Source organism: Desulfobaculum senezii, from assembly GCF_054657395.1.
Genome location: NZ_BAAHYU010000002.1, coordinates 1,884,249 through 1,896,746, shown reverse-complemented (window position 1 = coordinate 1,896,746; position 12,498 = coordinate 1,884,249). Strand labels below are relative to the sequence as shown.

15 protein-coding genes are annotated in these 12,498 nt (G+C 57.5%); 12 read left to right on the top strand and 3 right to left on the bottom strand.

Annotated elements, in window-relative coordinates; genetic code table 11:
* The first annotated feature begins 96 nt into the window (after window positions 1-96).
* The 12 genes from ACYQ2T_RS09160 to ACYQ2T_RS09105 all read left to right on the top strand — a co-directional run bounded on the left by ACYQ2T_RS09160 (window position 97) and on the right by ACYQ2T_RS09105 (window position 9,405).
* Window positions 97-984 carry a baseplate assembly protein gene (locus tag ACYQ2T_RS09160; protein ID WP_459900070.1) on the top strand — a complete coding sequence of 296 codons (888 nt, stop codon included), beginning with the start codon at window positions 97-99 and terminating at the stop codon, window positions 982-984.
* Entirely contained in the window at window positions 977-1,591 is a 615-nt protein-coding gene (locus tag ACYQ2T_RS09155) for a phage tail protein I (RefSeq protein ID WP_459900069.1), read from the top strand. The genes ACYQ2T_RS09160 and ACYQ2T_RS09155 overlap by 8 nt, the downstream gene beginning before the upstream one ends.
* 10 nt (window positions 1,592-1,601) lie before the next feature.
* Window positions 1,602-3,146, top strand: a complete 1,545-nt coding sequence (locus ACYQ2T_RS09150; RefSeq protein WP_459900068.1) for a phage tail protein — start codon at window positions 1,602-1,604, stop codon at window positions 3,144-3,146.
* A 10-nt stretch (window positions 3,147-3,156) separates the two neighbouring features.
* On the top strand, window positions 3,157-3,396 hold the full coding sequence (locus tag ACYQ2T_RS09145; protein ID WP_459900067.1) for a hypothetical protein: 240 nt from the start codon (window positions 3,157-3,159) through the stop codon (window positions 3,394-3,396).
* The gene (locus ACYQ2T_RS09140) at window positions 3,383-3,721 is read left to right on the top strand and encodes a phage tail assembly chaperone (RefSeq protein WP_459900066.1); all 339 of its coding nucleotides are present in this window, start codon (window positions 3,383-3,385) and stop codon (window positions 3,719-3,721) included. The genes ACYQ2T_RS09145 and ACYQ2T_RS09140 overlap by 14 nt, the downstream gene beginning before the upstream one ends.
* A 4-nt stretch (window positions 3,722-3,725) precedes the next feature.
* Window positions 3,726-4,934: a phage tail sheath C-terminal domain-containing protein gene (locus tag ACYQ2T_RS09135; RefSeq protein WP_459900065.1), complete on the top strand. Its 1,209-nt coding sequence runs from the start codon at window positions 3,726-3,728 to the stop codon at window positions 4,932-4,934.
* A complete protein-coding gene (locus tag ACYQ2T_RS09130; RefSeq protein WP_459900064.1) occupies window positions 4,934-5,440 on the top strand; it encodes a phage major tail tube protein in 507 nt (168 codons plus the stop codon). The genes ACYQ2T_RS09135 and ACYQ2T_RS09130 overlap by 1 nt, the downstream gene beginning before the upstream one ends.
* Window positions 5,441-5,451: 11 nt before the next feature.
* On the top strand, window positions 5,452-5,688 hold the full coding sequence (locus ACYQ2T_RS09125; RefSeq protein WP_459900063.1) for a phage tail assembly protein: 237 nt from the start codon (window positions 5,452-5,454) through the stop codon (window positions 5,686-5,688).
* 133 nt (window positions 5,689-5,821) lie between these two features.
* Window positions 5,822-7,822, top strand: a complete 2,001-nt coding sequence (locus ACYQ2T_RS09120) for a coiled-coil domain-containing protein (RefSeq protein WP_459900062.1) — start codon at window positions 5,822-5,824, stop codon at window positions 7,820-7,822.
* Window positions 7,823-7,827: 5 nt separating this feature from the next.
* On the top strand, window positions 7,828-8,241 hold the full coding sequence (locus ACYQ2T_RS09115) for a phage tail protein (protein ID WP_459900061.1): 414 nt from the start codon (window positions 7,828-7,830) through the stop codon (window positions 8,239-8,241).
* Window positions 8,216-8,419, top strand: coding sequence for a tail protein X (locus tag ACYQ2T_RS09110; RefSeq protein ID WP_459900060.1), 204 nt, complete (start codon window positions 8,216-8,218; stop codon window positions 8,417-8,419). Before ACYQ2T_RS09115 ends, ACYQ2T_RS09110 begins: the two co-directional genes overlap by 26 nt.
* Complete coding sequence (locus ACYQ2T_RS09105; RefSeq protein ID WP_459900059.1) at window positions 8,410-9,405, top strand: phage late control D family protein; 996 nt, start codon at window positions 8,410-8,412, stop codon at window positions 9,403-9,405. The genes ACYQ2T_RS09110 and ACYQ2T_RS09105 overlap by 10 nt, the downstream gene beginning before the upstream one ends.
* On the opposite strand, the gene ACYQ2T_RS09100 is transcribed toward ACYQ2T_RS09105, so the two are convergent.
* Genes ACYQ2T_RS09100 through ACYQ2T_RS09090 form a run of 3 tightly spaced genes read right to left on the bottom strand, consistent with a single transcriptional unit; the run spans window position 9,402 to window position 12,358 of the window.
* Window positions 9,402-10,934, bottom strand: coding sequence for a KAP family P-loop NTPase fold protein (locus ACYQ2T_RS09100; RefSeq protein ID WP_459900058.1), 1,533 nt, complete (start codon window positions 10,932-10,934; stop codon window positions 9,402-9,404). The genes ACYQ2T_RS09105 and ACYQ2T_RS09100 overlap by 4 nt on opposite strands.
* Before the next feature lie 3 nt (window positions 10,935-10,937).
* Window positions 10,938-11,456: a hypothetical protein gene (locus ACYQ2T_RS09095; protein WP_459900057.1), complete on the bottom strand. Its 519-nt coding sequence runs from the start codon at window positions 11,454-11,456 to the stop codon at window positions 10,938-10,940.
* Window positions 11,457-11,458: 2 nt separating this feature from the next.
* A complete protein-coding gene (locus ACYQ2T_RS09090; RefSeq protein WP_459900056.1) occupies window positions 11,459-12,358 on the bottom strand; it encodes a hypothetical protein in 900 nt (299 codons plus the stop codon).
* Window positions 12,359-12,498: the final 140 nt, after the last annotated feature.

The window sequence follows — 12,498 nt, the reverse complement described above, 5'->3', positions numbered from 1 at the left end:
CACCGCGCGCGAAGCTGGGCCGGGGCATGTGGAGCTTGACTTGGTCGGCATCTACCTGCCGGACGGCAGACCCGTGACCATGGAGGGCATCATCGTATGAGCGGGTTCTCGGATATTGATTTGTCCTTGCTTGCGTCGCCGCAGGTGGTGGAGGAGCTGGACGCCGAAACCGTGCTTGGCGAAATGCTGGCGGACTTCTGTGCGCGGCATCCGGAGCACACCGCGCTTGTGGAGTCTGATCCCGCATACAAGATTTTAGAGACCGCCGCCTACCGCGAAACGCTGCTTCGCCAGCGTGTGAACGATGCGGCCCGTAGTGTGATGCTGGCCTATGCCGGGGGGACGGATTTGGATCACCTTGCGGCTTTGGTGCCGCTGGAGCGCAAACTTGTGGCTCCCGGCGATCCGGACGCGTATCCGCCTGTGCCGCCAACGTGGGAGGCCGATGCCGAGTTCCGCCGCCGCATCCAGCTTGCGCCTGAAGGCTTTAGCGTGGCCGGGCCGGACCGCGCGTATATCTTTCATGCCCTGACTGTGCCGGGTGTGCGGGATGCTGCCGTAAGCAGCCCCGCCCCCGGTGAGGTCGTGGTCCATGTGTTGGGCCGCGAAGGGAGCGGTACGCCGGACCCCTCGGTGCTGTCTGCCGTGGAAGCCGTCTTGATGGCGGCGGAGACGCGTCCGTTGACGGATCACGTCACCGTGCAGGCGGCAGAGGTCGTCACCTATGCCGTCCGCGCAACCCTTGCCATTCAGCCCGGCCCTAGCGCGGAGGCCGTCCGTGACGAAGCCTTTGCGGATATGTGGGCCGTGGCCGAGGCAGGGCATGTGCTGGGTGCGGGGATGCCGTTGTCCAAGGTCTATGCGGCGTTGCAGGTGGAGGGTGTTGCACGTGTGGCGCTGTCCGAGCCTGTGGCGGATGTGGCCTGCGCGCCGCATCAGGCCGCGTATTGCACGGGCGTGGAACTGGAGGTGGAGCGTGCCTAGGGACCTGCTGCCGCCAAGCGCAACGGCCATGGAACGGGCACTGTCCGAGGCCGTGGCGCGGTTGTCTGACGTTGGCGTGCCGCTGCGCGCTGTGTGGCGCGCGGGGGAATGCCCGGAGCCGCTGCTTGCGTGGCTGGCGTGGTCGCTGTCTGTGGACGCATGGGACGAAAGCTGGACCGAAGCACAAAAGCGCGAGGCCATCCGTGCCGCCGTGTGGGTGCACAGGCACAAGGGGACGCGCGGCGCGGTGGACCGGGCGGTGCGCGCCCTTGGCTACCGGGTGCGCATCCGCGAATGGTGGGAGGAAAACCCAAAGGGCGAGCCGTACACCTTCGCCATTGAGATCGAGGTGGATGATCGCGGCGTGGATGCAGGCCTGTACGGCATGCTGACGCGCGTGGTGGATGCGGCCAAGAATACCCGCTCGCACCTGCGCGGTTTTGCCGTGGTCTCGACCTCGCGCGGATACGTTCATGCGGGGATGGCCCTGCATATGGGCGCAGCCCTCACGGTGTTGCCGTGGCGTCCTGAGAATATCGAGCAGAATTCGCCGCTGCATGTCGGCGCGACGCTGCAAACGTTTACGACTGTAACCGCTCAACCCTAGCGAGGACGATATGGCCAAGGACTTTTTTGTCATCCTCACCGAGACGGGCCGGGCCAAGCTGGCGAATGCCGTAGCGCTTGGCCGGACTGTGTCCCTGACGCACTGCGCCGTAGGCGATGGCGCGGGGCAGATGGTGACGCCGGATGCGGCGCAGACTGCATTGACCCGCGAGGTCTACCGCGCCCAGCTCAACACGCTGGAAACAGACCCGGACAACCCGGCATACATCGTGGCCGAACTGGTCATTCCGTCCGAGGAAGGCGGTTGGACCATCCGCGAGGCAGGCATCATTGACGCCGATGGCGATCTGTTTGCCGTGGGCAACCTGCCTGAGACTTACAAACCGCAGATTGCCGAAGGCTCCGCCGCCGAACTGCGCGTGCGCCTTGTTATGGAGGTGAGCAACACCGCCGCCGTGGAACTGAAGGTGGACCCGACGGTGGTGCTCGCAAGCCGCGGCTATGTGGACGCGCAGGTTGTGGAAGTCCGCACCCTGCTGGAAACCCACATCGCCCGCACCGACGATCCCCACCACACTATCCCCGAAGGCGGAGAGCCGGGGCAGGTGCTGGTGATGCAGGAGGACGGCAGCGTGGCGTGGGGCAATGTGGCAGGTGTCCCCGTTGGGGAGCTGTGCTGGTCCTCGCTTGGCGTCCCCCTGCCCGGAACCGTGCCCGCGAATGTCAAACAAAAGTTCCAGCGCGGCCTGTACCCTCAGCTGGACGAGGCCGTCCTTGCCGCCGGGAACTACCTGACCGACGAGGCCGCGTGGGATGCCGAGAGAGCGGCGCAGGAGGGTTCGTGTGGGCGGTATTGCCTGACGGCGGAGCACATCATTTTGCCGTGCTACAAACATTACTTTGCTGCGGCGCAGGAAGGTGTCACTGGTCGAGAGGTTGGAGATTGGATCGCTGGGGAGGTGCTGGCCCATAAGCATAAAAACGGTGTGACCGATGCAGGTGGAAGTGATTTTGTGTCTGTGTACGGGCGTACGGTTGAGGACCTGCCCGGATTTGTAGGAGTTAGTGGGGGAAACTCCCAGGAACAACCAGAATATCAAGGTTATACCTCAACTGATGGCGCAGGGGAGAACCTTGTTAATTCACTCGCAGTGCTCCCCTGCATCAAGGTAGCCGACGTGGCCGTGAACGCCGCGCAGGTGGACATGATGGCGCTGGCTGACCAAGTGGCGGTGATTAATGGGAACAAACTCGACAAAGCAGCAATCACAGCACCGGGAAGTGCGCCGCTGTATTTATGCAGGGCGTGGGTGAACTTCAACGGGATGGATACACCTACAATTATAGCAAGTGGCAACGTAAGTAGTATTACAGATAATGGTGTTGGGAACTACACGGTTAATTTCACTACCGCGATGCCTGATGCGAATTATTCTTGGAGTGCAAGCGCGGACGACCCAGTAGAAGGTGGTGGTTATGTTACTGTGTCGAGAGCGCCAATTATGACCAAAACAGCGACCAGTTTGCAAATTATTGTGGTTTACAGTGACAAAAAGTATGACTCACCATCAACTGTTCTACAAATCTTTTGCTAAGAGGAAACACATGAAAAGAATAATTTACAAAACAGACGATAACAAAGTAGCGGTAATCATCCCAACGCCAGAAGCTCTACTGAGGCACGGAATAAAAGCTATTGCCAAAAAGGATGTTCCTTTTGGAACGCCCTACAAAATAGTTGATGCATCCGAAATTCCTGTTGACCGCACAGAGCGCGACCTCTGGACAATCGACGCCGCCGACCTGACCGACGGATTTGGAGGGAAATCGAATGCGTTTGATTAAAATTGACCAAACCAAAAAGTCTGAACTGCTCGCTACACAAGCCCGCACCGAGCGGGACCGTCTCATGCGCGAGGAGTACGACCCCGCCGTGATGCAGCTCTTGCGCAAGCGGCGCGTTGTCGTGGCCGCCTCGGGCGACACGGCGGGCATCGATGCGCAGCTTGCGGAGTGGGATGCGTACGCTAATGCGCTGGAGGCTGTGCCCGAACAAGTAGGTTTTCCCCGTGACATCATTTGGCCGGAAGCGCCTGCCGAGCCGTCTTTAGCTGGGGGCGCAGGCGCCTCTGGTGCGTCCGCCTCTGAACCTGCAACCAGTGAGGTCTAAGTTAATGCCTGAACAGTTTCTGCATGGCGTGGAAGTCGTCGAGATTGATGGTGGTCCGCGTCCCATTCGTACCGTGAAAAGCTCCGTCATCGGCATTGTGGGCACGGCTCCGGACGCCGACGCCAGCGTCTTTCCTCTGAACACTCCGGTCCTTGTTGCGGGCAACCGCCGCGAGGCCGCCAAGCTGGATACCGTGGGCGATGGCGCGGGCACGCTACCTGCCGCGCTGGACGGCATTCTGGACCAGTCCGGGGCCATGGTTGTCGTGGTGCGTGTGGACGAGGGTGCGGATGATGCCGCGACCATGACCAACGTGGTCGGCGGCGTGGATGAAGCCACCGGGCAGTACATGGGCGTGCAGGCCCTGCGCGCCAGCGCGTCTGTCCTTGGCTTTACCCCGCGCGTTCTGCTCGCTCCCGGCTTTACGCATCAGCGCGCCGAGGATGCGGACAATCCCGGTTCCTTCCTCAAAAATCCCGTCACCGCCGAATTGGAAGGCATTGCCGAGCGTCTGCGCGCTGTGGTCATCGTGGATGGTCCGAACTCCAACGACACCGACGCCATCGCCGCCATGGGCGACTTCGGCACCGCCCGCGTGTTCATGGTGGACCCGTGGGTGAAGGTCTACCGCGACGGCGAATACGTTGCCGAGCCTGCATCCGCGCGTGTGGCCGGCATGATTGCCCGTTCCGACAACGACCGGGGCTTTTGGTGGTCGCCCTCCAACCAGCAGGTGATGGGCATTTCCGGCACCGCGCGTCCTGTGGACTTCACCCTGGGTGACGTCAACTGCCGCGCCAACATGCTGAACGAGAAGAACGTCGCCACCATCATCAACGAAGGCGGCTACCGTCTGTGGGGCAACCGCACCGGATGCACCGACCCGAAGTGGTCCTTCCTGTCCGTGCGCCGCACGGCGGACATGATCAACGAGTCCATCCTTGCCGCGCACCTGTGGGCCGTGGACCGGAACATCACCAAAACTTACGTGGACGACGTGGTGGAAGGCGTGAACGCCTACCTGCGTCACCTCGAAGCCGTGGGCGCGATCCTTGGCGGCGAGTGCTGGGCGGATCCGGAACTGAATACGCCCGACCAAGTCCAGCAGGGCAAGGTCTATTTCGACTTTGACTTCACGCCCCCGTATCCGGCGGAGCACGTCACGTTCCGCAGCCATTTGGTCAATGACTACATCGAGGAGGTCTTCAACTAATGCCCGCAGAGAACATCTTGAAAAACTTTGCCCTGTTCGTGGACGGACGCGGCTACGTCGGCGAATGCAAGGAACTCCAGCTCCCGGCGCTGAGTCTCGTGACCGAGGACTTCCGCGCGGGCGGTATGGATACGTCCATCGCCATTGATATGGGCATGGAGAAAATGGAGGCCACGTTCACGCTGTCCAAGCAGTGCGAGCATATCCTCGGCAGCTTTGGCGTCATTCAGAACAACGGCATTCAGCTTACGGCGCGCGGCGGTCTGCAAAGCCTCGACGGGGTGGTGACGCCCGTGGTGGTGAAGATGCGCGGCACCGTGACCAAGATTGAGGACGGCGCGTGGAAACCTGGCGAAGCGGCCTCGCTGTCCGTGACTGTGGCGCTGACCTATTTCAAACGCGAACAGGGCGGCAAAACGCTGCACGAAATCGACGCCCTGAACATGAAGCGCGTCATCGGCGGTACCGATCAACTCAAAGAACTGCGCGACGCCTGCGGCATCTAAAGGAGGACACAGTGGAACGGATTACGCTTGAGTACCCGGTTCAATACAAGGGCCAAAAGCTGGAGACGCTGAACATGCGTCGCCCCAAGGTGCGCGACCAGATCGCCGTCCAGCGCGCCGGGACCGACGTGGAGCAGGAGCTTCGTCTGTTCGCCAACCTGTGCGAGGTGTCGCCCGAGGTGCTCGAAGGGATGGACCTCAAGGACTACACCAAGCTTCAGGAGGTGTACCGGGATTTTTTGTCCTAACGCCGCGAGAGGCGCGGCGGTGCGTGCTGCTTCTTGCGCGCTACACGGGGTGGTCGTGCGCGGAGCTGACGGGCATGGCCGTGGAGGACATGCTTGATTGGATAGCTGAACTACCGCAGGAGAACGCGAGCTGATGCGCAAGAAAATGTCCGCCGTGGTCGAGATTGGCGCGGCGGTATCCGATTCCTTCCGCACGACGACCAAGGCCGTGAAGGGCGACTTCTCCGGCATTGGGGAGTCCATTCGTACCGTGAAGGAGCAGCAGGACAAGCTGCAAAAGTTCAACCCGCAAGGGGTGCGCGAGGCGGGCCGCGAGTACCGGACATTGAAACGGGAGGCGGCCCGCCTCCGTCGTGAGTATGAGCGCTCCAAAAAGCCGACCAAGCGGGCACGGCAGCAGGTGGAGCGCGCCGAGAAAGCCGCGCGCAAGGCTGGCCGCGCCTATCAGTCCCAGCGCGAGAAGTTGAAGGGGCTGGAGAAGCAGCTTGAAGCCGTGGGCGTGGACACCAGCGCGGCGGCGCAGGAAACGAACCGCCTTGGGCGCGAAATGGACCGCCTGCAAACGAAGTACAAGCGGATGCAGGGCGTGCAGGAGCGCGCCGCCCGTCTCAAGAGCATGATTGGGACCACGGCCCGCTATACCGCTGTGGTTGGCGGGACCATCGGCGTCGCTGGCGCGGCCATGACCATGACGAACCAGCTCACGGCCAAGCAGACTGCGCTTGCCAAGTCCCTCAACGTCAGCGCCGACACCTTCGCCGCGTGGGGCGGCATTGCCAAGGAAGCCGGGTTCGAGGCCGACCACGTCGGCGACCTTATGGAGGAGATGAACAACAAGCTCGGCGAATCCGCAGGGCTTGAGGAAATCACTCCTGTTAAGGAGTCCCTGCAAATCCTTGGCCTCGGCTTTGAGGATTTGCAGAACCTTGCGCCGGAGGAGCAGTTCCTGCGTCTTGCCGAAGCCATTAAGGGTGTGGACGACCACGCGCAGGCCGTGAGCGCCGCTGATATCCTGATGGGCGGCGAGGCGAATAAGTTCTTTGGCTATCTGCGCACCCGTGAGGAAAGCGTAGAGACGTTGCTTGCCCAGCAGCAGGCGTTGAACCAGCTTTCCGACGAGGGCCGCGCCGGGGCGGAGCAGTACAACCGCGCCTTTGGACGGCTGAGTACGGTGGTCGGCAGTACGGCGGGCGAGTTCGCGGGGCTGATCGGCGGCGCGCTTGCGCCGTTGGTGAACGGTATAGGCATCCGGATGGCGGCGTGGGTGCAGGACCTGCGCGACGGGTTGTTTGGCGTGGGCGATGCCGTGAGCATGGCCGGACGTGTGGCCGCGTGGGGGACGCTGACGGCGGCCATTGGCGGCGTGGCGTTTGTGGGCGCTAAGGCGGCGATGGGAATGGCGCGCCTTGGCCGTGGCATTGTCGGCACCGTGGGCGCGATGGGCAAGCTTGGCCGTGCGGCCAGCGGCAAGGGCGGCGGGCGCGGTGGAGCCATCCCCGTGCGCGTGGTGAACGGCGGTGGCGGTTATGGCTCCGATGATTTTGGCGGCTCGGGCAGCAAGGGCAAGGGGCGGCGCTCACGCCGTTTGGGCAAGCTGGGCAGGCTGGGGAAACTTGGCAAGCTTGGACGCGTGGGGAAGCTCCTGCGCGGCGGCGGACGGCTCCTTGGAAAGTTCGCCAAGCCCCTCGGCGTGATGATGGCGGGCGCTGGCCTGTACAGCGCAGTGCGCTCCGGCGACAAGGAGGGCGTGGGCAAGAACCTTGGTAGCCTTGGCGGCTCCGCAGGGGGCGCGCTGGCCGGGGCCGCTATTGGTTCTGTGGTGCCGGTTGTCGGCACGGCTGTTGGTGGCCTGGTCGGTGGGATCCTTGGCGGCTTTGGCGGCGAGGCGTTGGGCGGCAAAGTGGGCAGTATGCTGGCTGAGAAGGAGAAGAGCGCGGCCAGTGGTACGCGCGCCGCGTTGAACGTGCCGGAGTCCCTGCCCAAGGCGGGCGGCGCGGGCGTGGCTATGGAGGTCGGCGGCATCACCATCAATGCCGCGCCGGGGCAGGACGAGGAAGCCCTTGCGTCGGCGGTTATCCGGAAACTGAACGGCATGCAGCGCACCGCAAAGCGGCAGGCGCTGTATGATTGGTAGGCGATATGTCGGACATCATGATGAAGCTGGGGCGGTATGCCTTCGGACTGAATTCCGCCGCGTATGATCAGGTGCAGCGAAGCACCGCGTACCGCTGGGCCGCGCAGGAGCGGCACGGGCGCGAGGCGGCGCTTCAGTTCCTTGGGCCGGGTGAGGAATCCATCAGCCTGTCCGGCGTGGTGTATCCACATTTCCGGGGCGGACTGTCGCAAGTGGAGGACATGCGGCGCGAGGCGGGGCAGGGCAAGCCGCTGCTCTTGGTTGATGGCCTTGGCCGTATCCATGGCAGGTGGGTTGTGCTGAACGTGGACGAAACACGGGGCACCGTCTTTGCCGACGGCGTGCCGCGTAAGATCGAATTTACGTTGAAGCTCAAATACTACGGAGAGTCCGATGCGGTATCGCACCAAGGATGGTGACATGGTGGACGCCATTTGCCAGCGCCATTACGGGCGTACGGCGGGCGTGGTGGAATCGGTGCTGGAGGCGAATCCCGACCTTGCTGATCTCGGCCCTGTGCTGGATGCGGGCGTGGTGATCGTCCTGCCGGAGTTGCCCGCGCCGGAGCCTGATGAAGGGGTGAGCCTGTGGGATTAGACCGCAAACTCTACGCGCCCGCCTTCCGCGTGGTGGCGAACGGGAGCGACATCACCAGCGCGATCCGCGAGCGGTTGGCGTCGCTCTCCATCACAGACGAAGCCGGGATGCAGTCCGACGCGCTGAGCATCACCCTTGCCGATACAGCGCCACACATCCGCCTTCCGGCCACGGGCGCGGAACTGCGTGTGTGGCTGGGGTACGGCGATCGCGCGCGGTATATGGGGCTGTATGTTGTGGATGGCCTCACCCTGTCTGGCCCACCGGGACAATTGGCCATCACGGCTAGCGGCGCACCGTTCGAGAAGAGCGGAACCTATTCGCAGCTCCAGACGCAGCGCACGCGCTCATGGACGCCGGGGACTGTGGGCGACGTGGTGCGGACCATAGCGGCGGAGCATGGCCTTGCCCCCGCCATTGCCGAAGACGTGGCGGGCGAGCCGCTGGGGCACCTTGATCAAATCGGGGAAAGCGACATGAATCTTCTTACACGCGTCGCCGCCGACATGGGTATGGTCGCCAAGGCCAACGGCGGAGCGCTGGTGTTCGTGAAGAAGGGCGAAGGCAAAACCGCCAGCGGCAAGCCCCTGCACACCGTCACGCTAACGCCTGAGGATGTGACCAACTGGAGCGTGGATATCACCGAGCGCGCTGCCTACCGCCGCGTCATAGCGACATGGCGCGACAAGGACGCCGCGCAGGACGTGGACGAAACCGTGGGCGAAGGCGAACCAGCCTTCCGCATACGCCACACCTACCCTTCCCGAAAGGCCGCAACCAAGGCCGCCCGCGCCAAGCTGGAAGCCTTCCAGAAAGGCAAGCAAACGGTAACCCTAACACTCCCCGGAAGGCCAGACCTGCAGGCAGAGTGTAAAATGGAACTGAGAGGCTTCCGCCACGGCATAGCCGGAACGTGGAGCGCCACCAAGGCTGTGCATCGACTCGGTGGCGCTGGGTTTGTGTCGGAGGTGGAGGGGGAGGGTTAGTTGGATTCGAAAGCCTTAGACATTTCTATTATATTGCGAAGATAATCATGTGTTATTTTTTGATCATAGAACGCAGCGACTGTATAATAGGTTTTGTTTGCCGTTTGTTGTGTCAGTTCATCTCTATGTTGTCGTCGGATGAGTGATTTCTCCATGTCGTAATAAAATTGTTTACGGTTTTTATCTGGGGTGGATAAGTATTTGTATGCTGTCATTATGAATTCAGTTGTTTGGCAGTGCGTTGCTGAAAGGTCGCAGGTGCGGCGCATATAGGATAATAGTGGTTCGTTAGAGTCACTTTTGTCATTTTCAGAGAAAACTTTTTTTTCGAATTGTGGGTCAAAAAAGATTTTGTCAATTCGGCTTTTGTGAAAACTCATCATTACAAGGGCTGCTATGAATCTGGCGACAGTGCTGTTCTCTTTGTTATAAACTCGATATATGATGGATAGCCGAGTCATTATTTGCGCTTGGTCTCTTAGGCTTAGGCGAAACGCTTGGGACAAAGATACAAACAATTCTTTAAATTCAGAGTAGTCATTTCCATTCTGGGGGTAGGGCTGAACAAGTCCTTCCATTTTGAATTTTGCAGAAAGGTAATCAAAGAAATTTGAGCAGGATGGAGTAGGTAAAGTGAATTCTATGTCAATAAATTTTCTAAGGTATGTTTCAGGATTGATGCCTTGCCCGTAGACTGTGCAAATGGTGTTACAAAGTTGTGTTTTGTCGACGGCAAGTAAGAAGACGACATCATCGGCATAAAAAAGATGTTTGATCCTTTCAAGAAGCTCTAGTGCGTAGTCTGGGCGGCATCTGTCGAGTTCGTCAACAAGGATTATGAGGGGATTCTCTTCGTCTTTAGCCTTAAGAGAATGGGCGAATTTAGTGAGCGCTTTACGAAAACCTTCGCGATACTCTTGTTTTTTTTGATAACCAGAGACGGCTTCAGCAGTAATGCCTGAAATCATTTTTGCTGCATCATCAAATGTCTTTTGGTTTGGAGTTGAGTCCCGATCTTGTGACGAGTCACTGTTTTCATCGCAAAGGTCTTCAGCAAAGTCCGCGAGGTTGATACCTTGTTTAAGGGCTTGATAAGTAAGGAAGCGTGCAAGATGCTTTGGGGATTTTTCAAGGAAATTTCCGCCGAATTTTATTAGTTGTTTCCACGCCTCTTTTACGTGTGAATGATTGGCTTTTTTAGACTCCTCATCGTTGTTGGTGATTTCGTCTACGTATTTTTTGATTTCTCCCATAAAGGCAAAGAAGGGATCTTCGGCGAAGTCGTTGGACCATGCATCGAAGTGAATACAGGCGTAGCCTTGATTTTCGAGGTCAGCCCTCCAGCGTCGCAAAAATTCAGTTTTACCAGTCCCCCAAGGTGAGTTGATACTCAGGACGTATGGTTGGTTCAAACTCGTAATCAGTTTAGTGAGCTGATCGGCAATCGGTTTGCGATTGAGGTGGTCTGGGTTCCATGGATCATTGGGGTCTATTGTCGAAAAATGGGGGAGTCTTTGGAAGTGTGTCATGGCTTAGTTGGGAATATTGTTTTTTTTCTTAAGGGCAGTGGCTTTCGCGATATCTCGACGAGCTAGGGTTAGGTATTGGGCTAGGAGAATCAGATTCCAGCATTCTCGGATTGAAATGGAGGTCAGGCAGAACAGTGGAATATACCAGAGTCTGTTTGTGATAAGCTCTAGCCCGGCTAGTCCCCAGCCAATACTTGTAGTAAGAATTAATAAAACAACGCCTTGAGTATAATAAACGTATTCCTCAAGCCCTCCGTCTACTTCATCAGAGAGCCTGTTGATTTCAGTGGTTGAGAGCAACGCGGTGATGTTGCCAGACCACGCAAAGGTGATGCCAAACAATATGCTGAAGAGAGGGAGCATCATTGCGCAAGAAGCTTCCTTTAAAGATGGAGATATTAAGTTGTAACCTCCGATTGCTATGGCAAAATGAAGTAGAATAAACCGATCAATATAGTTGCATATTCCAGGTTTTTGTTTTGATCCATTAATGAACCAAGTCCAAAAAGAATAGTTGGACACAGTTATTTCCTGTTGTTCGTGGGAGCAATAGTCTTGAAGCAGTTTAAGAGAACTGTTGCAACCTTTCCCATTTTGTTTGTGAGATCGGATTCCGGAATGTCTATATGAAAATCTTCAGCGCGTTGCATTTTTATTGTTGTGCCCAGCGAGTCCGTTTCGTCAGCGTGGATTTTGGCGCTGACTGTACTATCCATGATAGCTGCAGAGCGAGATATGTCTTCAAGGGGCTTCGTTTCGAGCCCTTTTTTATTCTTTAATTTAAGAGCGCCCGTTTCAGCTCCTGTATGTTCAGTAATTTCTTCGATCGGCTTTTGGATTAAGGATTTGTAATTGGGTGGATTTGGTTTGCCATACTCAATTGTGTAAGTAGTTACTTTGTATGCTTTGTTTATCAACTCAATAAAAGAATTGGGGTTTTTAATTGGAAGAGCAATTATATTGCTTTTCTGTAAGATGACTCGTTCTTCTGCGCTTAACAGTTCCTCACTCTCAACCATCCTTTGCAACAGCTTACACAAATATTTTGCTATACTTTTAGGCTGGACATTAATGCCGCGTCCACTTCGAATAGCAAGGACTTGTTCTGTTGGAAAGAAGAAGCAGTTTGTGTATTCAACTTCTTCGCCTTCTTCATTGAGAAAGATGGCCTGTTCGGGATCGTACGCGCTTTTTTCTTTTTTTCCGATTCTTCCAAATTCAAAATGAAATCCGTTGATGGAATCGAAGTTTGTTATTTCAGAAGATACTACCCAGATTTGGTCTTTTCTAACTTCACCTTGCGGTTGTGACGTTATGAGTTTTTTTAGTAATTGCCCCTTGTCAACAGTGAATAAATTTTTCTTTGCAGTTTTGGACCGGATAATAAGTCGGAATAAGAAAAAACGGTATTCTGTTACGTTCATAGTGTCGACTTGTCTCTATGTGTCTATTTTTATAAGTTTGTTTTTCTGTTTATCTGCAACCTCTTCGAGCGCCGTATTTTCCTGTGAAATGAAGCTGTTCACCTTTATAGCCTTTTCGTATCGCACCCCCGTCAAAAAAC